The organism is Actinacidiphila guanduensis, from assembly GCF_900103985.1.
GTDB classification, from domain to species: domain Bacteria; phylum Actinomycetota; class Actinomycetes; order Streptomycetales; family Streptomycetaceae; genus Actinacidiphila; species Actinacidiphila guanduensis.
The window spans coordinates 144248-167818 of the sequence record NZ_FNIE01000004.1; the positions used below are offsets into that span (position 1 = coordinate 144248).

At 75.3% G+C, this 23571-nt stretch carries 23 protein-coding genes; 13 read left to right on the forward strand and 10 right to left on the reverse strand.

The features are described 5' to 3' along the window. Window positions 1-278: 278 nt before the first annotated feature. Entirely contained in the window at window positions 279-692 is a 414-nt protein-coding gene (gene paaI / locus BLR33_RS36040; protein WP_322987153.1) for a hydroxyphenylacetyl-CoA thioesterase PaaI, read from the forward strand. Window positions 693-696: 4 nt separating this feature from the next. Here paaI and BLR33_RS09715 read toward each other — a convergent pair whose 3' ends face one another. The 7 genes from BLR33_RS09715 to BLR33_RS09745 form a co-directional block, all read right to left on the reverse strand. Further along, window positions 697-1323, reverse strand: coding sequence for a TetR/AcrR family transcriptional regulator (locus BLR33_RS09715; protein WP_093783929.1), 627 nt, complete (start codon window positions 1321-1323; stop codon window positions 697-699). A gap of 208 nt (window positions 1324-1531) precedes the next feature. Continuing rightward, window positions 1532-3103 (reverse strand): MFS transporter, encoded by a 1572-nt coding sequence (locus BLR33_RS09720; RefSeq protein WP_093783930.1) that lies wholly within the window; start codon window positions 3101-3103, stop codon window positions 1532-1534. Window positions 3104-3215: 112 nt separating this feature from the next. Further along, window positions 3216-3695: a winged helix-turn-helix transcriptional regulator gene (locus BLR33_RS09725; RefSeq protein ID WP_093783931.1), complete on the reverse strand. Its 480-nt coding sequence runs from the start codon at window positions 3693-3695 to the stop codon at window positions 3216-3218. A 180-nt stretch (window positions 3696-3875) separates the two neighbouring features. Further along, window positions 3876-4400, reverse strand: coding sequence for a PaaI family thioesterase (locus BLR33_RS09730; RefSeq protein ID WP_093783932.1), 525 nt, complete (start codon window positions 4398-4400; stop codon window positions 3876-3878). Window positions 4401-4582: 182 nt separating this feature from the next. Next, window positions 4583-5095, reverse strand: coding sequence for a winged helix-turn-helix transcriptional regulator (locus tag BLR33_RS09735; protein WP_093783933.1), 513 nt, complete (start codon window positions 5093-5095; stop codon window positions 4583-4585). Window positions 5096-5383: 288 nt separating this feature from the next. Next, window positions 5384-6499: a MerR family transcriptional regulator gene (locus BLR33_RS09740; protein ID WP_093783934.1), complete on the reverse strand. Its 1116-nt coding sequence runs from the start codon at window positions 6497-6499 to the stop codon at window positions 5384-5386. A gap of 111 nt (window positions 6500-6610) precedes the next feature. Continuing rightward, entirely contained in the window at window positions 6611-8326 is a 1716-nt protein-coding gene (locus BLR33_RS09745) for an LCP family protein (protein ID WP_093783935.1), read from the reverse strand. A gap of 229 nt (window positions 8327-8555) precedes the next feature. Between BLR33_RS09745 and BLR33_RS09750 the strand changes: the two genes are divergently transcribed. Both BLR33_RS09750 and BLR33_RS09755 read left to right on the forward strand, forming a co-directional pair. Beyond that, window positions 8556-8759: a hypothetical protein gene (locus BLR33_RS09750; RefSeq protein ID WP_093783936.1), complete on the forward strand. Its 204-nt coding sequence runs from the start codon at window positions 8556-8558 to the stop codon at window positions 8757-8759. 271 nt (window positions 8760-9030) lie between these two features. Then, window positions 9031-9393 (forward strand): ArsR/SmtB family transcription factor, encoded by a 363-nt coding sequence (locus tag BLR33_RS09755; RefSeq protein WP_093783937.1) that lies wholly within the window; start codon window positions 9031-9033, stop codon window positions 9391-9393. A 1-nt stretch (window position 9394) separates the two neighbouring features. On the opposite strand, the gene mgtA is transcribed toward BLR33_RS09755, so the two are convergent. After that, the gene (gene mgtA, locus BLR33_RS09760; protein WP_093783938.1) at window positions 9395-12136 is read right to left on the reverse strand and encodes a magnesium-translocating P-type ATPase; all 2742 of its coding nucleotides are present in this window, start codon (window positions 12134-12136) and stop codon (window positions 9395-9397) included. Between the two features lie 475 nt (window positions 12137-12611). Between mgtA and BLR33_RS09765 the strand changes: the two genes are divergently transcribed. The 3 genes from BLR33_RS09765 to BLR33_RS09775 all read left to right on the forward strand — a co-directional run bounded on the left by BLR33_RS09765 (window position 12612) and on the right by BLR33_RS09775 (window position 15035). After that, entirely contained in the window at window positions 12612-13439 is an 828-nt protein-coding gene (locus BLR33_RS09765; RefSeq protein ID WP_093783939.1) for an alpha/beta fold hydrolase, read from the forward strand. A gap of 89 nt (window positions 13440-13528) precedes the next feature. Further along, window positions 13529-14161 carry an AAA family ATPase gene (locus BLR33_RS09770; RefSeq protein WP_093783940.1) on the forward strand — a complete coding sequence of 211 codons (633 nt, stop codon included), beginning with the start codon at window positions 13529-13531 and terminating at the stop codon, window positions 14159-14161. A gap of 220 nt (window positions 14162-14381) precedes the next feature. Next, the gene (locus BLR33_RS09775) at window positions 14382-15035 is read left to right on the forward strand and encodes a pyridoxamine 5'-phosphate oxidase family protein (RefSeq protein ID WP_093783941.1); all 654 of its coding nucleotides are present in this window, start codon (window positions 14382-14384) and stop codon (window positions 15033-15035) included. 12 nt (window positions 15036-15047) lie between these two features. Here BLR33_RS09775 and BLR33_RS09780 read toward each other — a convergent pair whose 3' ends face one another. Continuing rightward, entirely contained in the window at window positions 15048-15587 is a 540-nt protein-coding gene (locus BLR33_RS09780) for a CGNR zinc finger domain-containing protein (protein WP_093783942.1), read from the reverse strand. A 158-nt stretch (window positions 15588-15745) separates the two neighbouring features. Here BLR33_RS09780 and BLR33_RS09785 point away from each other — a divergent pair, with 158 nt between their 5' ends. The 3 genes from BLR33_RS09785 to BLR33_RS09795 all read left to right on the forward strand — a co-directional run bounded on the left by BLR33_RS09785 (window position 15746) and on the right by BLR33_RS09795 (window position 17789). After that, the gene (locus tag BLR33_RS09785) at window positions 15746-16411 is read left to right on the forward strand and encodes a peroxiredoxin-like family protein (protein ID WP_093783943.1); all 666 of its coding nucleotides are present in this window, start codon (window positions 15746-15748) and stop codon (window positions 16409-16411) included. Next, window positions 16404-17186 (forward strand): SDR family NAD(P)-dependent oxidoreductase, encoded by a 783-nt coding sequence (locus tag BLR33_RS09790; protein WP_176930209.1) that lies wholly within the window; start codon window positions 16404-16406, stop codon window positions 17184-17186. Before BLR33_RS09785 ends, BLR33_RS09790 begins: the two co-directional genes overlap by 8 nt. Window positions 17187-17285: 99 nt before the next feature. Then, window positions 17286-17789, forward strand: a complete 504-nt coding sequence (locus tag BLR33_RS09795) for a metallophosphoesterase family protein (RefSeq protein WP_093783945.1) — start codon at window positions 17286-17288, stop codon at window positions 17787-17789. 19 nt (window positions 17790-17808) lie between these two features. Here BLR33_RS09795 and BLR33_RS09800 read toward each other — a convergent pair whose 3' ends face one another. Beyond that, a complete protein-coding gene (locus BLR33_RS09800; protein ID WP_093783946.1) occupies window positions 17809-18588 on the reverse strand; it encodes an NAD(P)H-dependent oxidoreductase in 780 nt (259 codons plus the stop codon). A gap of 140 nt (window positions 18589-18728) precedes the next feature. Between BLR33_RS09800 and BLR33_RS09805 the strand changes: the two genes are divergently transcribed. From BLR33_RS09805 to BLR33_RS09820, 4 genes are all read left to right on the forward strand, one after another. Then, the gene (locus tag BLR33_RS09805) at window positions 18729-19622 is read left to right on the forward strand and encodes a helix-turn-helix transcriptional regulator (RefSeq protein ID WP_093783947.1); all 894 of its coding nucleotides are present in this window, start codon (window positions 18729-18731) and stop codon (window positions 19620-19622) included. A 771-nt stretch (window positions 19623-20393) separates the two neighbouring features. Continuing rightward, window positions 20394-21260: a universal stress protein gene (locus tag BLR33_RS09810; RefSeq protein ID WP_093783948.1), complete on the forward strand. Its 867-nt coding sequence runs from the start codon at window positions 20394-20396 to the stop codon at window positions 21258-21260. Beyond that, window positions 21257-22555: a pyridoxamine 5'-phosphate oxidase family protein gene (locus tag BLR33_RS37120; protein ID WP_093783949.1), complete on the forward strand. Its 1299-nt coding sequence runs from the start codon at window positions 21257-21259 to the stop codon at window positions 22553-22555. The genes BLR33_RS09810 and BLR33_RS37120 overlap by 4 nt, the downstream gene beginning before the upstream one ends. A 174-nt stretch (window positions 22556-22729) precedes the next feature. Beyond that, window positions 22730-23503 (forward strand): GNAT family N-acetyltransferase, encoded by a 774-nt coding sequence (locus BLR33_RS09820; RefSeq protein ID WP_093783950.1) that lies wholly within the window; start codon window positions 22730-22732, stop codon window positions 23501-23503. Window positions 23504-23571 lie beyond the last annotated feature (68 nt).

The following is a 23571-nucleotide window of genomic DNA, read 5'->3' on the forward strand; positions in this document are numbered from 1 at the left end:
TTCTCCGCCAAGCACCTTCGCCCCGGCTCACCCGATCCGGGCGCGGGACATGCCCGCGGCGGCCCGCGCGCCCCCCGTCCGGCAGAGCGGCACGCCGGCCGGACGCCCCGGAGGAGGGCCATGCGGGAGAGTTGCGTCATCGGTGCCGCGGACGGGCACCCCCTCGTCGGCGACTGCGCCCGGGCGGTCCTGTTCGGGACGGCGGACGGGCACGAGCGGAGGAAGGTCGCGCGCGGTCGTCGCGAACCGGTCCGCGCGCCCGGGCAGGGGTTCTTCCCGTGGTGACGCCGAGGGAGGCGGCCGAGCTGCTGTGGCGCGACGACACGGCGACCAAGGGACTGGACATCACCCTGCTCGACGTCGGGCCCGGCCGGGCGCGGCTCGCGATGACCGTGCGGGCGGACATGGTGAACGGCCACGGCACCGCCCACGGCGGCTTCCTCGCCGCCTTCGCCGACAGCGCCTTCGCGGTGGCCTGCAACTCCTACGGCGAGGCGACGGTCGCGGCGGGCTTCTCCATCGATTTCCTCGAACCGGCGCACGTGGGCGAGGAGTTGGTGGCGGAGGCAGTCGAGGTGGCCCGGCGCGGCCGCAGCGGGGTCTACGACGTGGCGATCCTGCGCGGGGAGACGGTGGTGGCGGCCTTCCGGGGCCGCAGCCGCTCGCTGGGGCGGCCGATCGCCCCGGCATGAACGCTCAGCCGGCGCGGCCGTCGCGCGCCAGCCCGTCGAAGACCATCGTCGTCAGGGAGGCCGCGATGACGGTGGCGTCGTAGCGGCCCTCCGGCCGCACCCATTCGGCCAGCGAGTTGACCATGCCGAACAGGAACCGGCTGATCAGGTCGGGCGGCAGGTCGGTGCGCAGCGCGCCCTCGTCCACCGCGGCGGCGACCATCGCGGCGAAGTCGTCGTCGATGCGCCGCCGCCGCTCCAGGGCGGCCAGTTCGACCTCGCTGTTGCCGCGCACCCGCAGCAGCAGCGTGACGGCGGGCAGGTGGGCGATCAGGACCTCGACGCTGCCGGACACGGTGGCGCGCAGCCGCTCGTAGGCGCTGCGGTGGTCGTCCGCGCCGGCCCGCGCGATGACCGCTTCGAGGGCGCCGAGCGCTTCGTCGAGCGCCTGGGCGAGCAGGTCGGACTTGGCCGACACGTGGTGGTAGATCGCCGACTTGGTCAGGCCGAGTTCCCGGGCGAGGTCGCCCATCGAGGTGGCGTCGTAGCCCTGCCGGTTGAACAGCTCGACGGCGCGCCGCAGGACGGTCTCCTGGTCGTAGCCCGGGCGTCCCGGACCGCGGCGGACGGGCGGTGGCGGTGTGTCGGGCATGGGTGCATGCTGCCACATCCCCCGCCACGCCTCTGACCTGTCCGTACCCCGCCGGCAGCGCACCCGGCCGCAGGGGGGACGCCGCTCGGCCGGGCTTCCCGGCCACGGACGACCGGGCGGTACGCGGACGGGAACGGCTGCCGCGGGGCGGTGGCCCTGGGGGTCGGCGGGGCATTCCGGTGGGCGACCGCCAGTGCGCGGGCGCGGCCTACCGGCTCGGGGCCTTGTGGCGGACGAAGAGCGCCGTCGGGACCGCCATCACCAGCAGGGCGATGCCGCCGACGAGCAGGCCGAGGTGGACCGCGTCGGTGAAGCCGCCCGGGACCGCCGTGCCCAGGACGCGGGCGAGCGGCGCGGGCAGGCCCGCCGTGCTGCCGCCGTGGGTGGCGCCCGCCACGACCTTGTCCGCCTGCGCGCCGGGCACACCGGCGTCGACCAGGCGGTGGTGCAGGTTGCGCGGGAAGTGGCTGGTGACGATCGTGCCGAGGACGCTGGGGCCGAGCACACCGCCCAGCTGGCGGGCCATGTTGACCGCGGAGGCGGCCATGCTCGCCTGGAGCGCGGAGACGCTGTTGACCGCGGCCGCCGTCGAGGGCGCCGCCAGCAGCGCCGCGCCGCAGCCGGCCAGCAGCAGCCCCGGCCAGGTGGCGCCGAATCCGCCGGAGGGGCCGGTCGCCAGGAGCGCCAGCGCGCCCGCGCCCATGAGCAGCAGGCCGGCGGTGAGCGTCGCGGCGAAGCCGAGCCGCCGCACCAGCCGCGAGGCCACCGCGCTGAGCAGGATGTAGGGCCCGAACATCGTCAGCAGCCGCACCCCGACGCCGAGCGGGCTGACCAGCCCGACCCGCTCCATGTAGAGCACGCCGAGCAGCGAGACGCCCACGAACCCGAACATGGAGGCGGCCGCCACGCCCATCACGGCCGAGAAGGAGGAGCTGCGGAAGAGCCGCAGGTCCAGCATCGGGTCGTGGTGGCGCAGTTCGGCCCGCAGGAAGAGCACGAGGGAGACGGCGAAGACGGCGTACATCGCGACCACGGGCGCCTTGGTGTAGCCGGTGGCGCCGCCCTCGATGATCGCGTACGTGGCCGAGCCGGTCATCACGGTGCCGAGGACCACCCCGACCGGGTCGAGCTTGCGCGAGGGGTGGCGGGACTCGGTGACGAAGAGGGGGGTCAGCACGAGGGCCAGGGCGCCTATGACGAGGTTGATCAGGAAGACCGAGTGCCAGGAGAAGTGCTCCAGCAGGGCGCCGGCGAGCACGGGCCCGATGGCGAGCCCGAGACCGGAGCAGGAGGCCCAGGTGCTGATGGCGGTGGTGCGCTCGTGGGGGTCGGTGAAGGAGGTGCTGACGATGCCGAGGCTGGTGGGCAGCACCGCGGCGCTGCCCGCGCCCATGACCGCCTGCGCCGCGATCAGGACGCCGGGGCTGCCGGCGAGGAAGGCGAGCAGGCTGCCGGCGACGAAGACGGTGGTCCCGCCGGCGAACACCAGCCGGCGCCCGACCAGGTCGCCGAGCGTCCCGGCCGACATCACCAGGCTCACCACGGCGAGGCTGTAGGCGCTGGTGATCCAGACCAGCATGCTCGCGGTCACGTGCAGGTCGTCCTGGATGTGGCCGAGCGCGGTGATGGTCGAGGAGACGTCGACGAAGGCCATCATCACGCCCAGGCACACCACGAGGAGGCCGAACCACCGGCGCCGGCCGGTCTCCGGGGCGGCGGGACCGGCGGCGGGCGCGGTGGAGGCAGGGCGGACGACCGCCTGCTGACTTTGGATTTCCATAGCCAGCACGCTAGCACGCTGGCTCTGCAATTCACTAGTCAGCGCTTGATGCGCACCCGGCGGGTCCGGGCGACGGCGGGGATCGCCGTCGCCCCATGCCGGGCGGCGACGCTCACCCGCGCAGGACGAGCCCCGGCCCCGGTACGGGGGTGGTCTCCCCCACCTGTACGTCGTGCCCCTCGGCGCAGCGCATCACGGTGTGCACCTCGGCGCCGCAGCCGCGGTGGGCGGACCTCCAGGGCGGCCCCTGCTCGTCGGTGGCCCAGGTGTCGCCCCACTCGCGCAGGGCAAGGATCACCCGGTAGAAGTCGCACCCCTTGGGTGTGAGCCGGTACTCGTCACGCGTGCGCCGGCCGGGCTCGCGGTAGGGCGTGCGCTCCAGCAGCCCCGCCGCCGTGAGCTCCTTCAGCCGCGCGGCCACAGCGGGCTCGCCGATGCCGATCCGGCGGGCGAAGTCGTGGAACCTGCTGGTGCCGAGGAACGCCTCGCGCATGACGAGCAGGGCCGAGCGGGTGCCCACGACTTCGAGGGTGCGGGTCACCGAGCAGTTGTCCGTGGACCACGCGTCGCGGTCCTTGAGGAGATCCACCATGCCGTCGAGCGTACGCGCTGACTCAAGTAATCCGGAGCCAGCAATGCGAAGTCCTGACGGGGCTCCCGCCACGACGGGAGGCGACGGGCGGGGCCCCGCCAGGACGCCTGGGTGCAGCCGCGCGGGCCGCTCGGCCGTCCCGGTGCGCGGCGGGGACGGACGCGGGGCGGCCCGGGCGCGCTACGACGAAGGCGCCGGGCCGGAGCCGTTGCCCGCACCGGGCAGGGGCATGATCATGCAGCTGCTCGTGGCGTGGGCGAGGAGCCGGTCGCCGGCGTCGAGCAGGCGCGCCTCGGCGAGGGCGGTGCGCCGCCCGCTGTTGAGCACGGTGCCGACGGCGCGGACCCGGCCGGTGGCCGCGGTGACCGGGCGCAGGAACTTCACGGTGAGGTCGATCGAGGTGTAGCCGGCGCCTGCGGGCAGGAGGGTGTGCACGGCGCAGCCTGCGGCGGAGTCCAGCAGCGTGGCGAACACGCCGCCGTGCACGCCGCCGAGCGGGTTGTAGTGCTCCTCCCCCGGGGTCAGCGCGAAGACGGCCCGGCCGGGCGCCACCTCCTCCAGGTCCACCCCGAGCGTGGCGGCGAACGGCGGCGCGGGCAGCCGCCCTTCGAGGATGCCGCGCATGAACTCCAGGCCCGTCGTGCCGCCGACGGCGGAGGCGCTGACGGAGGGGTCCTGCCAGGTGTAGGTGCGGGTTCGGGGCACGTGCCGTCCCTTCCGGCGAGCGGGACGGCTTGCATGCGGCGCGGCGGAGCGCCACCGGCTCGGCCCGCTGGCTTTGCTTTCACGTAGCCAGATGACTGTAGCGCGCGGCTCCACGCGACACCAGGGTTGCCCGGCTCGACCGGCCGTTGCGGTGCCCGCGCCCCCGCCGTAGCTCCCGGCGCCTACACCTCGCGGGCCAGCCGCGCCTCGGTCTCGGGCAGCGACACGTCGTGGCCCTTCTCGCAGCGCACGCCGGCGACGAGGGGGGCACCGCAGCCGGTGTGGACGAGCCTGACACCCGAGGGCTTGTCCTTCAGACTGCTGCCCCACTCCACCAGGGCCACGACCACCGGGAAGAGGGTGCGGCCGCGTGGGGTGAGCACGTACTCGTTGCGGGTGCGCACGCCCGGCTCCTGGTAGGGGCGGCGTGCGAGCAGCCCGTCGGCGACCATCTGCTTGAGCCGGCCGGCGGTGGACGCCTCGCTGAGGCCGGTGCGGCGGACGAGATCCTCGAAGCGGGTGGCCCCGTAGTAGACCTCGCGCAGCAGGATCATGGCCGAGCGGGTGCCGACGACTTCGAGCGCCCGCTCGATCGAGCACCATCCCTCCGCGGTCCAGGCGTCGCGGTCGGCGAAGGCCCCGGCGAGGGTGATGACCTCCTCGCCGGGCGGGGTGTTCTGCAGCGCTTCGGGCATGCACTCCATCGTACGACCTGGCTCCGAATCCCCGAAGGCAGCGCACATACGGGACCCGCCCGGGAAAACGGCGCACACCGGGTGGGCGCGCTACCCGTCACGCCGGCACGAGTGGCGCTACGGCGCGGTGCGGGCCGCGCTCGCCATCGCTGCAAGGCCCGCCTTCGCCGCGCTGCTCGCTGTCAACGCGGGCCGGATACCGCACTCCGGATGCGCGCCGCCGTACGCGGCCCGGGGCCCGGCGATGTCGGCGCGGTGAGGCAAAGGGCGGCCAGGCCCGCGGAAGTCTCAGGCCACGAGCAGGCGCAGGCCCAGTTCGGCTGCGTCCAGGGCCACGAGGTCGCGGTTGCGGTCGGACCAGCGACCCGAGGTGAGGTCGTCGCGCAGGGCGGTCACCGCACGCTGCTCGGCCTGCGGTCCGACGCGGGTCCAGACCGAGATGGCCCGGCGCACGTGCTCGTCCAGATACGCCTCGGGCCGCCGCCAGTACGCCTCGAAGAAGCCGTCCGCGCAGTCCCACGGGATGAGCACCGGCTCGGCGCGGCCGCCGATCGCCCGGGTGAGGTCCGCCAGCGACGGCCAGTCGGTGAGGAGGGCGGCGAACTCGGGCAGGTAGTCGCGGGCGAGCCAGAAGCGGTCCCGCCAGCCGGCCTCGCTCGCGTCGTAGGTGAACACCACCACCCGCCTGGCGACCCGCCGCATCTCGCGCAGGCCTGCGATCGGGTCCCGCCAGTGGTGCACCGTGCTGAAGGCCATCGCGGCATCGAAGGAGTCGTCCGGGAACGGCAGGCTCTCCGCCGCGGCGGCCACACACGGTGCCGCTCCGGCCGGGCGCTGCGCTCGCATCACCGCCGAGGGCTCCACGGCGGTGACCTCGCGGTCGGGCGGCTCGTAGGAGCCGGTCCCGGCGCCGACGTTCAGCACGGTGCGCGCGTCGCCGAGTGCGTCCCACACCTGCGCGGCGATGCGCGGCTCGGTGCGCCGGGTCGCCGGGTACGCGGACCCGATGACGTCGTACAACTGCGCACCGAACACCTGCAGTTGCTCCTGCGGTGTCGTCCTGATCCCCATCGCACGTGCCCCCAGTTCCCTGTCGATGGCCGTCACCAGGGCGGCGGCGCGGTCGCGCTGCTCCAGCAGCAGGCCGCGCAGCCGCCGCAGGTGCGCGACCGCGTCGGTGGCCGGGTCGTCGACGAGGTCCGCGATCTCACGCAGCCCGAAGCCCAGCCGGCGGTAGGCGAGCACCTCGCGCAGCCGCTCCACGTCGGCCGCCGCGTAGGCCCGGTACCCGGCCGCGGTCCGGGCGGACGGCCGCACCAGGCCGATCTCGTCGTAGTGGTGCAGCGTGCGGACGGTGACGCCGGTCAGCGCGGCCACCCGTCCCACGGGCAGGTGCTCCTCCATGCCGCCGACTATCGGGCATGACGCCACGTGAGGGTCAACCGCGTCGCGAGGCCGGGCGTCCGTGACGATCCGCGTCCCGCGCGGTGGGCCCGATTCGGGCGGCGGGGAGGCTCAGGCGTCCGAGTCCTTCTTGGTGGGGCTGGCCGCGTAGGCCTGGGCCGGGGTCATGGGGACGCCGTTGATCTCCACCGTCTTGTAGGGGCTGACCTTCGCGCACGTGCCCGACTGGTCGGCGGTCTCGGAGTGGGAGTTGTTCAGGGCGGCCTGGGTGTCGGCGGGGGCCGGCTTGGTGCCGCCGGGGAAGGCGGTGCCCGAGGGCCAGTCGGCGCCGATCACCAGGGTCAGGCCCGCCGCCGTGCCCTGCTTCAGGTGCGAGGAGGGCAGGCCGAGGGCGCGGGCGGCGGTCTGCGCCTGGCCCTGCTGCCCGGGGCCGTAGGTGAGGGTGGTGGTCGCGGCGGGGGCGGGCGCGTTGGCGCCGGAGGTGGCGGGGTTGAAGCCGCCGTCGATGAGCTTCGTGGCGATCGCCGAGGCGCGGCCGGGGACGCCGGTGCCGTTCTCCACCGTCACCGTGACCTGTCCGGCCGGCACCGTGGGCGCCCCGGTGGCCTTGGACGCGGCGGACTTGCCGCCCGAGGCGGTGGTGAGCGACTGGTCGCCGGCGATGGTGGCGAACAGCGTCTGCGAGCCGGGGCCGGGCAGGACCCGGTTGGCGTTGTTCGGGTCGGCGGCCGTCTGCATGGTGGTGAACGTGATGCGCTTGGAGGGCACCTTGTTCAGGTCGCCGGCCAGGTCGATCAGCTTGCGGATACTGCCGAGGCCGGTGTCGACCGTGAGCGCGCTGGTGGCGGCGTTCGCCAGCTTGTAGACGGCCGCGGGGTTGGTGAGAGTTCCGGCGGACTTGAACTTGCGGATCAGCGAGCTGAGGAAGATGTGCTGGGCGTAGGTGCGGCCGAGGTCGCTGCCGTCGCCGAAGCCGTGCCGCGAGCGCAGGAACTCCAGCGCGGCCACCCCCTTGAGGGTGTGTGTGCCGCCGGAGAGCTTCAGGTGGGAGTACGTGTCGTACACGTCGCCCGACACGCACACCGACACCCCGCCCACCGCGTCGGACATCTTCACCACGCCGGAGAAGTCGACCTGGATGAAGTGGTCGATGGGGATGCCGGTCAGCTTGTGGACGGTGGCCACCTGGCACGCCTGCCCGTACGCGAGCGCGCTGTTGATCATGCCGTGGTAGCCGGCGGTGTGGGCACCCGTCTTCGGGTCGGTGCAGGCGGGGATGTCGGTCTCGGTGTCGCGGGGGATGCTCATCACGGTGGCGTTGGAGCGGTCCGCGGATATGTGCAGGACCATCTCGACGTCGGCGTTGCCGCCGCTCTGCACACCGGTCTTCGCGCAGCCGCCGCCGAGCTTGCAGTCCTCGGCGCTGTCGCGGCCGTCGCTGCCCATCACCAGGATGTTGATGGGGGTGCGGCCGAAGGCGTCGGGCTTCTCCTTGCCCGAGGCGTTCTTCCCGGCGCCGTCGGTGAGCGAGACGCTGGTGAGGTTGCCGTTCAGGTGCTGGTAGAACCAGTAGCCGGCGCCTGCGGTGGCCAGCACCAGCAGCGACAGCGAGATGGCGGCGATCTTCAGGTAGCGGCGGCCGCGGCTGGGCCGGGCGCGCCTGCTGCCCTTGCGGCGGCCGCCGCGGCTCTGGGCGCGGGCGGCTTCCCGCGCCGCGGCCCGCCCGCCGCGGGGTGCGGGCACGCCTGCGGCAGGCCCGGACGGGCCGGCCGGCGGCGGGCCGCCGTGCCGCCCCCTGCCGGGCCGGTCGTCGCGGAGGTCGCTCATTCCCCACTCCCTCAGGCCTGGTTCGGTGCCGCTCACGGTGGGTGACGTGGCGGTCCCGCACTGCTTTCAAGGTTGCGCAATGCCGCAAGGATAGGTCATCGCGCTGGGAGCCCTTCACGGGATTCACCGGGGCCGCACAGCGGGGCGGCGGCCCACCCGCGCGTCATGATCTGCGGTTTGCGCAACTGATAAAGTCCTGACCCGTCCCTGGCGAAAGGCGGAGGAAGCAGTGGTCTGGGAGTGGGCGGTACTGGAAGGCGGACCCGCGGACGGCATACGCGCGCGGGTGCCCGAGCGGGCGAGAGTGCTCCAGGTCACGGCCGACTGCCCGGTGGAGGACAACGCCCAGGGCGTCCGGGTGGCCGCCATCCACGTCTACCGCCGCTCGCACGGTGAGCCCGCGCGCTACGGCTGGGACCCCGCCAGCCCCTGAGCCGGCCCCCGACCGGGCCGGCCCCCGAGCCGACGGGCGGGCCGCTCTCCGATCCGCTCCCCGGGCCCCTCACCCAGCCCGCGAGCCCACCCCCGAGGACGTCACCGCGCACGCCCCTGAGCGGGCCTCAACTCCCGCGGCTCCTGCCCGAACCGGGCGCCCTGCTCCCCTACTCCCCCACCACGGGCGGCCGTTGCGGACCGGCGGGCTCGCCGGTACGACCCGGCCGCGGGCGGCGCGTACCCTGGGTGCTTCGACAGTGGCCGGTGGCATGGAGGTTGACGTGACGAGGTCCGCCGGAGCGCTCGGCGACCCGACGGCGAGGGCGCTGCAGAGCGCGGCGGGCGCCTTCGGTCTGCTGGCCTCGCCGATGCGGCTGCACATCGTGTGGTTGCTCTCCCAGGGCGACCGGGACGTCACGAGCCTCGCCGAGGAGATCGGCGCGAGTCTGCCCGCGGTCAGCCAGCACCTGGCCAAGCTCAAGCTCGCCGGGCTCGTCCACTCCCGCCGCGAGGGCCGCCGCCAGGTCTACTTCGTCAACGACCCGGCGCTGGTCACCGTCGTACGGGTGATGCTCGGTCAGTTCGCGGACCGGACCGCGCCGGTGGCGGAGGTGCGCGAGCTGGGCGTGTGAGTCACCGCGCCCCGACCGCGACCCGCTCCGCCGGCTCCTCCGCCGCGGCCTGCCCTTCGCCGTCCTGCCCTTCCTCCTGCGGCCCTTCGGGCTCGGGCTCCTGCTCCGCCGCCGCCAGCTCCTCCTCGTAGCGAGCCTGGGACGCCTGCAGGGCGAGGCCGTAGGCGGTGAGGACCACGGCGAGCAGCGCGTAGAAGAAGACCGGCAGGCCGGTGAAGCCGAGGGCGCCGGCGAACGGGGAGAGCGGCACCAGCAGGCCGATGACGGCGAGCGCGGCCGTGCCGTAGCGCAGCGGGCGCGGCATACGGGTGCCGGCCCGACCGCCGCGCAGCAGGACCATCACCAGGGCCTGGGTGAGCAGGTTCTCGGTGAACCACCCGGCGTGGAAGGCTTCCTCGTTGCCGCCGATGCCGCGCACGGACAGCGCGAGCACCCCGAAGATGGCGAGGTCGGCTGCAGCGTTGAGCAGGCCGAAGGCGGCCACGAAGCGCAGGAAGGCGCGCGGCCGCAGCACCGCGGGCTCGCGCAGCCGGGACGGGGCGGGCCGGTCGTAGGCGAAGGCGAGCTGGGCGGCGTCGAAGCACAGGTTCTGCAGCAGCACCTGGGCGGGCAGCATCGGCAGGAAGGGCATCAGCAGGCCCGCGGCCAGCATGGCGATGACGTTGCCGAGGTTGGAGGACAGGGCGATCCGCAGATAGGAGGCGATGTTGGCGCTGCTGGCGCGGCCCGCGGTGATGGCCTCGTCGATCGCGGTCAGGTCCTTGGCGGCGAGCACGACATCGGCGGCGTCGCGGGTGACGTCCGCGGCCTCGCGCGGGCAGATCCCGACGTCCGCGGCGCGCAGCGCGGGCAGGTCGTTGGCGCCGTCGCCGAGGAAGCCGGTGACGTGCCCGGCCGAGCGCAGCGCCCGCACCACGCGGGCCTTCTGCTCCGGGGAGCAGCGGGCGAAGACCGTGGTCCGCCCGGCCGCCTCGACCAGTTCGGGCTCGGTCAGGGCGTCCACCTCGGCGCCGGTGACCGGCCGGCCGGGGTCCACGCCGAGGTCGCGGCAGGCCCGGGCGGCGGTGCCGGCGTGGTCGCCGGTGAGGACCTTGACCTCGACCCCGCGGCCGGCGAGCGCGGCGAGGGCGCCGGCCGCGGTGTCGGTGGTCCGGTCGCGCAGGGCGACGGTGCCGAGCAGGACCAGGCCGCGCTCGTCGCGGGCGGAGTACGCCGAGGGGGCCTTGCGCGCCGGGCGTTCGGCGACGGCGACGGCGAGCACCCGCAGGCCGTCGGCCGCCTGTTCGGCCCACGCGGCCAGCAGGCGGGCGCGCTCGCGGTCGTCCAGCAGCCGCTCGCCCCCGCCGCCGCGTACGGCGGCGCACCGCTCCAGGACGGCCTCGGGCGCGCCCTTGGCGACCAGGATGTGGGTGCCCGGCCGGCCGGGGGCGCGGGCGACGACGGTCGACAGCCGCCGTGCGGGGTCGAAGGGCAGGGCGGCGACGGCGTCGCAGTCGAGGTCGTCCTCGCTCGCGACGGCGGCGGCGAGCAGTGCCTCGTCGAGCGCGTCGGAGGCGGGGACCTCGGCGAGTTGGAGCATCCAGAGGCTGTTGAGCGCGGCCCAGCGCAGCACGTCGGGGGCCGGTGTCCCGTCGGGATCGGTGGCGTACTCCACGACGGGGCGGTCCTCGGTGAGGGTGCCGGTCTTGTCGGTGCACAGCACGTCCACGGCGCCGAGGTCGTGCAGCGCGGGCAGCCGTTTGACGATCACCCGTGCGTTGCGGGCCAGTCGGGAGGCGCCGCGGGCGAGCGCGGTGGTGACGATGACGGGCAGCATCTCGGGGGTGAGGCCCACCGCGACGGCGACCGCGAAGGGGACGGTCTCCAGGCCGCGGCCGCGCAGCGCGGCGTTGGCCATCAGCACCAGTGGGGGCGTCAGCAGCATGAAGCGGATCAGGGCCCAGGAGATGCCGCGCACCGAGCGGTCGAAGGCGGTGCCCTCGCGCCGGGCCGCGACCCCGCGGATGGTGGCGGCGAAGCGCGTGCGGGAGCCGGTGGCGACGACGACGCCGGTGCCGCTGCCCGAGGCCACGCTGCTGCCCTGGAAGCACAGGTGGGATTCCTCGTTCTCCTTGTTCCCGCCGGGCACGTCCACCGGCAGCTTCGGCACGGGCGCCGACTCGCCGGTCAGCAGCGCCTGATCGACCGTCAGCCCGCCGGCCCGCAGCAGCCGCAGGTCGGCGGGGACCACGTCGCCGGGGGCGAGGGTGACCACGTCGCCGGGCACCAGCTGGTCGACCGGTATCTCGCGGGTCACGGGCGCCGCGTCCGGGTCCGACCTGCGCCGTACGGTGGCAGTCGCAGCCACCATCTCGCGCAGGGCCGCCGCCGAGCGGTCCGCCCGGTACTCGCCGCTGGCCCGCAGCACGCAGCTCACCGCGACCAGGGCGGCGATCACGCAGGCGGTCGTCCAGGCGGCGACGAGGCAGGAGACCAGGGCGAGGCAGAACAGGACGGCGGTGAACGGGTCGCGCAGGCTGCGCACCACGCGGCGTAGCCACGGCACCGCGCGCAGCGCCGGGACGACGTTCTCGCCGTGGCGGAGCAGGCGCTCCTCGGCCTGCGACTCCAGCAGGCCGCGTGGGCCGCTGCCCACCGCGCGCAGCACCTCCAGCACGGCCAGCCGCGACAGGTCGCTCCGCTCGCCGGCCGACGGGGCACTGCGCGTCCGCTCCGCCGTGTCCCGGCCGGTCGCCGCGCTCACTGCCCCGCCCCGGCCGCGTCCGTGAGCCGCCCCAGCGTCCACCGCACCATGGGTCTCCACATCCCGCTCGCCCACCCCGCCCAGCACCGCGCCCCCGCCCGGTCCCTGCCGGCCCCCGCCGGCCCTGCCAATGGACACCGACGCCGCCACCGAGTCCCGCCGCCCCAACCCTACCGACACCCACCCCCGCCCCACGGCCCCCCGTACCCCATGCGGCACTTGCGGCCCGGCGGGGCACGGGCCCCGCGCTGGTGATGCGAGGCGGGGGAAGTCGGCGCAGAGTGGAGGGACGGGCCGGTGCGCGGGGGTGGCGGGTGGGCGCGGGCGCCGGTGCCAGGGGCCGGGCGGGCCGGGGCGGATCGGCGCCGGGCCTGATCGGGCGGGAGCTCACGGGGGCGAACGGGGGCTCGGCGGGCGGGCACAAGCACGACGAGGCCGGTCCTCTCACCACACACAGGACAGGACGGATGCGCAGATGGGTACTTTCACCACCTCCGACGGCACCGAGATCTTCTACAAGGACTGGGGAAGCGGCCGTCCCGTCGTGTTCAGTCACGGCTGGCCGCTGACCGCGGACGCATGGGACGACCAGCTGAACCTGGTGGCGGGGCAGGGGTACCGGGCGATCGCCCACGACCGCAGGGGCGGCGGCCGGTCCGGGCAGCCGTGGGGCGGCAACGATCTGGACACCTACGCCGACGACCTCGCGCAACTGCTGGAGCATCTGGACCTGCAGGACGTCGTGCTGGTCGGGCACTCCACCGGCGGCGGCGAGGTGACGCGGTGCGCCGCGGGCCGGGGCGCACCGCGGGTGTCGAAACTGCTGCTGCTCAGCGCGATCCCGCCGCTGATGCTCAAGACGGACGCCAACCCGGAGGGCACGCCCATCGAGGCGTTCGACGACATCCGCAACGGCCTGCTCGCCGACCGCTCGCAGTTCTACGAGGACCTCAGCGCCCCCTTCTACGGTGCCAACCGCGAGGGCAGCACCGTCTCGCAGGGGGTGCGCGACCAGTTCTGGCTGTGGAGCATGACGGTCGGCCTCAAGGGTGCCTACGACTGTGTGAAGGCGTTCTCGGAGACCGATCTGACCGAGGACCTCAAACGCCTCACCGTCCCGACGCTGATCATCCACGGCGACGACGACCAGATCGTGCCGATCGTCTCGGCCGGCGAGAAGTCGGTGAAGCTCGTCAAGGACGCCGAGTTGAAGGTGTACGAGGGCGCCCCGCACGGACTGATGTCGGTGGAGCCGTACAAGGAGCGGTTCCACAAGGATCTGCTGGACTTCCTGGCGAGCTGAGCGCCTGACGCCGGGGCTTGCGGCCCGGGCGGCTCCTCTGCCGGAGCGGCCCGGGCTCCGGCGGGTGCGGGTCCCGTAGGGTCGGGGGCATGCTGCTGTGGATCAACGGGCCCTTCGGGGGCGGCAAGACGCAGACGGCCCACGAGTTGCGGCGGCGGCTGGCGGGCAGTGTCGTCTGCGACCCCGAGCACGTCGGGTTCGGGCTGCACCGGATGACGCCGCCGCGGCTGCGCGGTGACTTCCAGGACCTCCCGGCCTGGCGGCAGGGGGTGTTCGAGGTGCTGGACCGGGTGCTGGCCGCGTACGAGGGGCCGGTGATCGCGCCGATGACGGTGGTGGAGCCGGCGTACTTCCGCGAGACGGTCGGGCGGCTGCGCGAACGCGGCCACGACGTACGGCACTTCGCCCTGCTCGCCCGGCGGGAGACCGTGCTGCGGCGGTTGCGCGAACGCGGCCTCGGACAGGTGCTGCGGTTCGCCGCCGGCAAGGACACCCAGCTGCGCCGGGAGAGCTTCGCCGTCTCGCGCCTGGACCTGTGCCTGGAGCGCCTGCGCGGCGAGGAGTTCGCCGAGCACCTGTGGACCGACGACATCGGCGTTCCGCAGGTCGCCGAGCACATCGCCGCGTCGGCGGGCCTGGCGCTGGCGCCCAATACGGACGGCGCCCTGCGCGGCCGGGCGCGGCGGGCGTGGACGGGGATCAAGCACATCCGGTTCGACTGAGCCCGCGGCGCGGCGGAGGCCACGGCGCCGGGGCGAGCGAGCCCGTGGAGTCCGGTGCCGCCGCGCGCACAGGCCGAGAGCCCCTGACCGCTCGGGCCGAGCGGCCCTGCCGCCCTCGGGCGGGACGGGCGAGGCTGCAAGGATGAGGGGCGGCCCGCTGCCGCGGGCCGTCGGCGGGCTCCGGCGCGGGCCCGGTGGTCTCCCGGTGGAAGGGGCACACATGACTCGGCAGTCGGCTCCCGGCAGCGACATCGGCCGGCGACTGGTGCGGCGGCGCGAGGAGTTGGGCCTGAGCCGGGCGCAGGTGGCCGAGCGCGCGGGCGTGGCTCCCGGCTATCTGGCGTACGTGGAGGAGGAGGCGACGGCCTCGCCCGGCCTGGCGTTCCTGCTGCGGGTGGCCGACGTACTGGAGACCACGGTGCCGCGGCTGCACGGTGCCGGCACGGAGCTGCCCACCGGCCGGGGCGAGGCCGCCGGGCACCCGGTGCTCTCCGCGCTCGCGCCCGAGGCGTGCAGGGAGCTGCTGGCCGGCCACGGGGTCGGCCGCCTCGCCCTCACCGTCGCCGGGGCCCCCTCGATCCTGCCGGTGAACTACGACGTGGTGGACGGCGCCGTCGTCTTCCGCACCGCGGCGGGCGCGCCCGCGCTCGCGGCCGGCCAGACCGTCGCCTTCGAGGTGGACCACTTCGACGAGGCGCGGAGCGAGGGCTGGAGCGTCCTGGTGACCGGCCCGGCCGAGCAGGTCACCGACCCCGCCGGGATCGCGGCGCTGGCGGCCGCGGCCGCCACCACCCCCTGGGCGGGCGGTGACCGCCCCACGTGGATCCGCATCCGCCCGGACCACATCACGGGCCGCCGTATCACCGCGGGCTAGCTGCGCGCTCCGTCACTGTGCGACGTCCTGCCGGCGGGCGAGGTGGCGCTGCACCCGCATCCGGGTGCCGCACCTCGGGGTGCACCAGATCCGGCGGCCGTGATCCTGGACGAACATGCGGTCGCAGTCGTCCGCGGCGCAGACCCGCAGCCGCGGTGCCGCGTCGGAGACGGCCAGGCGGATCGCCTCGCGGGCGATCAGCGCCGTCGCGGAACACGGACCGACCGGCTCCCAGCGCAGGGTGCGGTCGGCGGTCAGGCGGGGGGTGACCGGGTCCGCCGCGGCTGCGTTGACGCGGGCGAGTGCCTGGTCGGGCAGTGCGCCGGCCGCGGGGAGGGCTTCGAGCACCGTCCGTACGTCCGAGCGCAGGGACACGATGCCGTGGCGCCCGGCGCCACCGGCCACGCCGTGCCCGAGCAGCCACGACGTCACCGCGTCGTCGTCGGGAAGCCGCTCGAAGACGCCCCGTGAGCCGGTCACGCGGGTGTTCACCAGCGCCAGGGGGAGCCATTCGTCCTCGCCGGGCGGTGCCTCGACGGTGCTGTCGGCCATGGCACTTCCCCCGTCCTTTCTGCGGCCTGTCCGCGCTGCCTCATCGCGATCCGCGCCGGCACGGCCCGCCCCTCGATTCTCCCCTGCCCGCGGCGGCCTTCGGCGCCCGGACCTTCGGCGCTTGCATAACGGTAAATTTTCTCGTTAACGTTAATGATATGACACCTCAAGCAAACGCCCCGATCGCCCGAGCCGTCGGCGAGATGGGCGGCGGCGATCCGGCGGACCCGTTCTCCCAGGAACGCGCCGGGCTGCGTGCCGCCGCAGCGCCCGTGACCGCCGTACCGGGAACGGACCTCCCCGACCCGCCGATGCTCGACGCTGGCGGCACGGCGACCTCCGTCTCGGCGGCGCGCGCCGGACGGCCCGCGGTCGTCGTGCTCTACCGGGGAGCCTGGTGCCCCTTCTGCAACGTCGCCCTCCGGGTGTACCGGGAGCAGCTCCAGCCCGAACTGCTCGCCCGCGGCATCGCGTTGATCGCGGTCAGCCCCCAGCACCCGGACGGCTCACTGACCATGCGGGAGAAGCACGACCTGGACTTCGCCGTCCTGTCCGACCCCGGGAACCGCCTCGCGATCTCCCTCGGCGTTCTCACCGCCCCCTCCCCCGAGGCCCGGGAGGCGCAACTGGCCCTCGGCCTGGACCTGGAGGCGGTGAACGCGGACGGGACGACCGGGCTGCCGATGCCGACGACCGCGATCGTCGACGGCGCCGGCCGGCTCGTCTGGATCGACGTCCACCCCGACTACGCCACCCGTACCGAGCCGCACCAGGTCCTCGATGCGCTCGACGGGCTCGGCATCCAGGGAGGCGTCCGTGGCTGACACGACAGAGCAGGGCCTGGCCGGGCGCACCGCCATCGTCACGGGCGGCGGACGCGGCATCGGGCGCGCGACGGCGGTCGCCCTGGCCGGGGCCGGTGTCGCGAGGATCGCGCTCGTGGCGCGCACCGCCGCGCAGCTCGACGAGACGGCGCGGGCGATCGAGGCGGCCGGGGCCCAGCCGGTCGCCGTCACCGCCGACCTCGCCGACAGCGACTCCGTGCGCACTGCCGTCGAGGCCGCCGAGCGGCAGTTGGGGCAGGTGGACATCCTGGTCAACAACGCCGGCACCGTGGCGCCGCTGGGGGCGACCGCGAAGCTCGACGCCGCCGACGTCCTGGCCGCGCTGCGGCTGAACGTGGTGGCCCCGATCCTGCTCGCCGGCGCCGTCGCGGACGGCATGAGGGACCGCAGCTGGGGCCGGATCGTGAACGTCTCCAGCGGCGTGGTCGCCCGCCCGGAGACGATGCCCGGCGGCGGCGTGTACGCGGCCACGAAGGCGGCGCTGGAGGCGCAGACCGTGAGCATGGCCGCCGAGTACGCGGACACCGGCGTCCACATCAACGTCTACCGGCCGGGTCCGGTCGACACCGCGATGCAGGAGTGGATCCGCGCCCAGGACCCGGAGGCGATCGGCAGGCGCCTGCACGAGCGCTTCATCGGCTACCGGGAGTCGGGGACGCTGCTGACCGCCGAGCAGTCCGGCGCGGCGCTGGTCGCCCACCTCGTGCGCCGCGAGGAGACCGGGCGGATCTGGGACGTCACCGACGAACTCTGAGCCGCGCGCCCCGGCGCGGAGCGTCCGCGGGCACTCCCGCGCCGGGCGCACTAGCGTGCGCAGGAGCACCCGGCCCGACGAGACGGGAGGTCGCCTGCCGTGCGCCTGCTGCTGACCACCGACACGCATGTGCCCAAGCGGGCGCGGGAGTTGCCCGGCGAGCTGCTGGCCGCGATCGAGGCGGCCGACGTCGTCTTCCACGCGGGCGACTGGGTGGACGAGGCCACGCTGGACCTGCTGGCGGCCCGCTCGCGGCGGCTGGTGGCGGTGTACGGCAACAACGACGGGCCGGGCCTGCGGGCGCGCCTTCCCGAGGTGGCCGCGGCCGAGGTGGCGGGCGTGCGGTTCGCGGTGGTGCACGAGACGGGCGCCGCGCAGGGCCGCGAGGAGCGCTGCGCCCGCCGTTTCCCCGAGGCCGGCGTCCTCGTCTTCGGGCACAGCCACATCCCCTGGGACACCATGGCCCCGGGCGGCCTGCGCCTGCTCAACCCCGGCTCCCCCACCGACCGCCGCCGCCAGCCCTTCTGCACGTACATGACGGCGACGGCGCTCGACGGGACCCTGTCGGAGGTGGCCCTGCACCGCCTGCCGCCCCGCACGTGATCCGTGGACACGGGTGCGGTCAGCCGCGCACGTGGAGCCCGAAACCCGTACGGCCCGCGGCCTCCAGCCCCTCCTTCAGGTGCAGCGAGGGGATCTCGTAGTCGCCGAGGTTCTGCCGCCGGAAGGCGATGGGCTCGGTCGTCTCCAGGGTGAGCAGGCGCTGCCGCCACGCCTCGGCGGCCTCGCGGTAGTCCTCGTCGGTCATCCGGTCGGTGCCGTAGAGCACGAAGGGCGGCAGCACCTCGATGCCCGGGTAGTAGAGGATGCCGTGCTGGATCGGGAAGAGCAGGTCGTCGATGGGGCCGTTGATACCGCGGGCCTCGTAGTGGGAGCGGGGACCGCCGGCGGTCACCGACAGCAGCGCCCGCCGGCCGGCGAGAGTGCCCTCGCCGAAGCGGTCGCCGTACCGGGTGTCGCTGTGCTCGCCGACGCCGTAGGCGAAGTGGTAGGTGAACACGCGGTCCACCCAGCCCTTGAGGATTGCCGGCATCGCGTACCACCACAGCGGGAACTGGAGGATCACCGTGTCCGCCCACAGCAGCTTCTCCTGCTCGGCGCGGACGTCGTCGGTGAGCGTCCCGGCGTCGAAGGCACGGCCGGAGTCGGCGGCGACCCGCAACGGGCTGGACGCGTGCGGGCCGTAGTCCGCCGCGTCCACGACGGCCTTCCACTTCATCGCGTACAGGTCGCTCACCCGCACCTCGTGGCCGGCGCCCTCCAGTGTGGCGACCGCGAGGTCCTTCAGCGCGCCGTTCAGGGACTTCGGCTCGGGGTGGGCGTGGACGATCAGTGTCTTCATGAGGACTCCTCCGGATCGGGTGCCTTCGATCCTGGGCGCCGCGGCGCCCCTCGTTCAGGGGCGCCTCTTCCGTCGGACGGGACTTCCTGGTAATGGCAGGACCACCCTCACCGGGTGCCGCCACGGCCATAATTGGCGCCATGGACGATCTCGCCGGCTTCCTGCGCACCCGGCGCTCCCGGGTCGACCCGGCCGCCGCGGGCATCCCCGCCGACAGCCGCCGCCGGGTGAAGGGGCTGCGCCGCGAGGAGGTCGCTCACCTGTCGGGCGTCAGCGTCGACTACTACGTCCGCCTGGAGCAGGGCCGCGCCACGCAGCCCTCCGAACAGGTCCTCGACGCGCTCGCGCGTGTCCTCGGCCTGGACGACACCGAGCGCGGCCACCTCCACCGGCTCGCCCGCCAGCCGCGCCGCCGCGCGAAGGCGCCGGGCGGGCGGATCAGGCCCGAGGTGCTGCGCGTCCTCGACCTGGTGGCCGGCGCGCCCGCGCTGATCATGGACCACCGGCTCGACGTCCTGGCGGGCAACCGGCTGGCTGCGCTGCTCTTCGGCCGCCCGATACCGGGCCTGAACACCGCGCGGCACCTCTTCCTGGAGGAGGCCGAGCGCGGCCTGTACGCGGACTGGGAGGCGTGCACCCTCGACGTGGTCGGCCATCTGCGGCTGGCCGCCGGCCAGTACCCCGACGACCCCCGCCTCGCCTCGCTCATCGGCGAGCTGGCGATGGGCAGCGAGCGCTTCCGCCGCCTGTGGGCCCGGGCCGATGTCCGCGCCCGCACGCACGGCCGCAAGTCCTACCGCCACCCGCTGGTCGGCGTCCTGGACCTGCACCAGGAGAACTTCGCGCTCCCGGACGCCCCCGGCATGGAACTGCTGGTCCTCTCCGCCCCGCCGGGCACCCCGGCGGAGGACGGGTTGCGGCTGCTGGCGAGCCTGGACGAGCCGGAAGACGGACGGGTCGGCGCAGGTCGGACGGCGTGTCGCCGCGAGGAGAGCGCGCCTGCGCGCCCGGCGGGGGCGCCGGTCCGCGAGTAACGCCCGCCCGGGTCGGCCCAGCAGCCGGGTGGGCCCGGCCCGCGGAGCCCGGGCGGGTAGCGGCGGTTCGGCGCTGCGGCGCTTCGGCGTGGGAGGCAGCCCGGCTGGGCCCCCGGCCCGCGGAGCCAGGGTGGGTACGGACGGTTCGCCGCTTCAGCGTGCGGCGTCGGGCCGTATCCCCCCGGCAAGGCACGGCGGCCGCCTCCGACGTGGGGCCCGCGCGCGCCCCGCCGCACCGACAGCCCGACCGGACCGCGCCGAGAAGGCGGCGCCGAACGCGCCCTCACGCGAAGCCCGCCGGTCGTGCCGGCCCACCGCGGCCCGCCGCGACGCCGGTCCCGGACCGGCCCCGGCACAAAGCGGCACCTCCCCCTCTCCCCGTCCCGGCAACTGCGCCAGCAGGTCCCGCACTCCGCGCGGCCACTGCCGGCCGGCCGCCGGACCGCACCGGCGAGGTGAGGCCGCCGTCCCCGAGCCCCTGCCGCACAGGGTCCGGAACGCCCGCACCGCACCGGCGGCCCGGTCCGGCACGTCGAGGAACCGGCGCGGTGCTTCCTTCGGCACTCGGGAAGGGGGACCCCGGCCTCCGGGGCCGGACGGCCCTGCCGTCGAGGGGGCGCGGCGGGCTCCCATGGAGGGGACGGCGCTTCCGGCGGGTCGGCCGCGCAGGCGGGCCCGGTCGGGAGGCGGCGGGCACCGCGTTTGCGGGCAGACCGCGTCCGCACAGGTCGGACAGCGTGTCGCCGCGGACCGTACACGACGGGAGCAGCGATGAGTGACGCGACGGTCGTCGTGGGCTACGACGGCACCCCGCAGAGCCGGGCCGCCGTGGAGTGGGCGTCCCGGGAGGCGGAGCGGCGGGGCCTGCCACTGGAGCTGCTGCACGCGGGGACCGCGCCGGACGGCGCCGAGCACGTGCGGGCCGAGCGGCTGCTGGAGGTGTGCGCGCAGGAGCTGGGGCTGACGCACCCGGAGGTGCCGCTGACGGTCCTGGATGTCGGCGACCCGCCGGTTGCGGCACTCATCGCGGCCGCGGGCAGGGGGAGCCTGCTGGTGCTGGGCTCGCGCGGGCTCGGCGCGCTGCGCGGCTTCGTCGTCGGCTCGGTCAGCCAGGACGTACTCGCCCGCGGCGCCTGCCCGGCGGTGCTGGTCCGGGCGGCGAGCGCGGAGCCGCCCGAGGGGCTGCCCGACGGCGGTGGGGCGCCCGGTGTCGTCGCGGGTGTCGATCTGCGTTACTCCGCGGACGTCCTGGACTTCGCCTGCAAGGAGGCCGAGTTGCGGGCGCTGCCGCTGCACGTGGTGCACACCTGGGGCCCGCCGCCGGGCAGCGAGTACGTGGCCTTCGGGACAGTCGGCGCCCCGGAGGACGAGCTGGCCGCGGCGGAGGCCGCGGGTCTCGACGCCGCGGTGGACCCGTGGCGCCGCCGCTACCCCGCGGTGCCGATCACGACGACGCTCGCCCGCGGCCATGCGGCGATCCGCCTGGTGGACGCGGCCACCGGGGCGCGTCTGCTGGTGGTCGGCCGCCGCCACCGCGGGCCCCGGGCGGCACCCCGTCTCGGCCCGGTCGCCCACGCGGCGATCCATCACACGCCCTCCCCCGTGGCGATCGTCCCGGAGGGCACCGGGCAGGAGTGACCGGGGCGGTCCCTGCCCAGGGCGGGGCACCGGCCTGGTTCCGCGGCGCGCGGGTGCTCGCGCTCAGCGGGGCGGGCAAGGCAGACGCGGTGCGCGCGGCCGGCGCGGACGAGGTGGCCGACCGTGCCGGGGATATCGCCGGGCAGGTCCGCGCAGCCGCTCCGCGGGGTCTCGCCGTCGGGCAGGGCGCGGTGGCGGGCGCGCTGACGGGCGAGGGGCTGCCGCTGCCGCGCGAGGGCGGCCGGTGGGTCGCGGCCGGTGCGCTCGGCGGCTACGGAGCGGCCTTCGCCGTGCGCCGGCTCTCTCTGCCCAACGCGCGGCTGGTCGGGTCCTCGATGCACACCCCCGCGCACGTCGGCCTGCTGATGAGCCTGGCCCGCAAGGCCGGGTTGCGGCCGGTGATCGCCGCCGCCTTCCCCCTGGGCCAGGCGGCCCGCGTCCAGGAGGAGCCGGCCCGCCGGGCCACGTCGGGAAGATCGTCCTGCCCTCCTGGGGGCGCGGCGGACGCGTCGCGCGCGGTCCGGCAGGGGTCTTTTCCGCTCCCGCCTGGCGTTCCGCGGCCGGCCGAGCGAGCCTGGAAGGGCGGGAGAGGTGGGGCGACGGAGGGAGCAACCCTCGTGGGCGAGCACGCAGGAACCGGCAGCGGGCGGTTCGACCCGAAGGCGGTGCGGCGCCGTACGGCCGAGCGGCGGACCCGGCTCGGCCTGAGCGAGGGCGCTCTGGCCACCCGCGTGGGCATGTCGCCGCGCTATCTGCAGCAGGTGCTCGGCGCCGGGCCCGGCTTCGACGAGGGCGGTTTCGTGCGGATCGCCACCGCCCTCGGGCTGACCTACCGCGAACTGCTCGAAGGGCGCGAGGACATGCCGCCGGGTCGGACGGGGCCGGGGCCGGGGCCGCGCCCGGTGCTGGTGCACCTGTCGGAGGAGGAGTGCTGGGACCGGCTCGGTACCCACGGCGTGGGCCGCATCGCGCTGCCGGTGCACCCCGGGCCCGCCGTGCTGCCCGTCAACTACGCCGTGGAGGCGGGCACGATCCTCTACCGCACCGCACCGGACGGCAGCGCGGCCGCCGCCACCGGCACCGCGGTGTCCTTCCAGGTCGACCGGCTGGACGACCGGCTCGGCCAGGGCTGGAGCGTTCTGGTCACCGGCACCGCCGAGCGCATCGAGGACGCGGCCACCATCCGCGAGCTCACCGACCGGCACCTGACCCGCCCGTGGGCGGGCGGCAAGCGCCCCTTGTGGATCCGCATCCAGCCGCAGACCCTGTCGGGCCGCCGCATCACCACGATGTGACCCCGGGGGACCGCTCGGGCGGGCAGTGGTCGCCCGCCGGCGGGTCGTCGACCGGGCACCCCGTCCGAGCCAAGCGCCGCGGCCCGCCGGGTCCGGGCCGACGTTCCCCGTGAGAGATCCTGGGTGGTCCGCCCTGTTCACGGCGCTGCCGGCGCTCCCGCCTACGATCACCCCATGAACGACATCGATGATCCGCTGCGTCCGGTCGTGGGGGCGTACGCGGCGCTGTTCGAGCAGCTGGCCGCGGTGACGACCGGCCGGTTCCGCAGGGGCCCGGGCGGCACGGTGCTCGCGGTCTCCGGCTCCGCGGTCTCCGCGCTGAACCTCGTGGTCAGCCCGGCCCTGGTGCCGGACCCGGAGGAGGTGGCGCTGCTCGCGGCGGCCGGGACCCCGTGGGAGGTCCCGTGGAGCATCCAGGTGCGCGGGGTGCCGGGGCCGCGGCTCGCGGCGGTCGCCGCCGGGTACGGCCTGACCGCGTTCAGCAGCGAGCCGCTGATGGTCCGGCCGGCCGAACTGGGCCCGCCCGAGCCGCCCGCCACCGGGGACCTGCGGGTACGGGCGGTGCCGGTCGAGGAGTTCGGCCGCTACGCCGAGGCGGTCACCGAGGGATTCCAGGCGCCGGCGGGGACGTTCGAGCTGCTGGCCGACCCGGTGCTGGCGAAGCTCGACGGGGTCGCCTTCCACCTGGCGGAGGTGGACGGCATACCGGTGGGCACGGGCATGACGGCCGTCTCCGGCGGCCTCACCGGCATCTTCAACGTCACCACGCTCCCGGCCCACCGCCGCCGCGGCTACGGCCGGGCCGTCACCGCCGAGCTGGTCCGCGCGGGGTTCGCGGCGGGCGGAACCACCGCGTACCTCTACGCGAGCGAGATGGGCGCGTCGGTCTACGCCTCCCTCGGCTTCCGCACACGCGAACACCTGACCGTGATCACGGCCCCGTCCTGACCCGCCCGCCGCATCGGTGCGGTGCCCCGCTTGGCCGGCGCCGGGCCGCGGGGTGGCCATGTCCACGG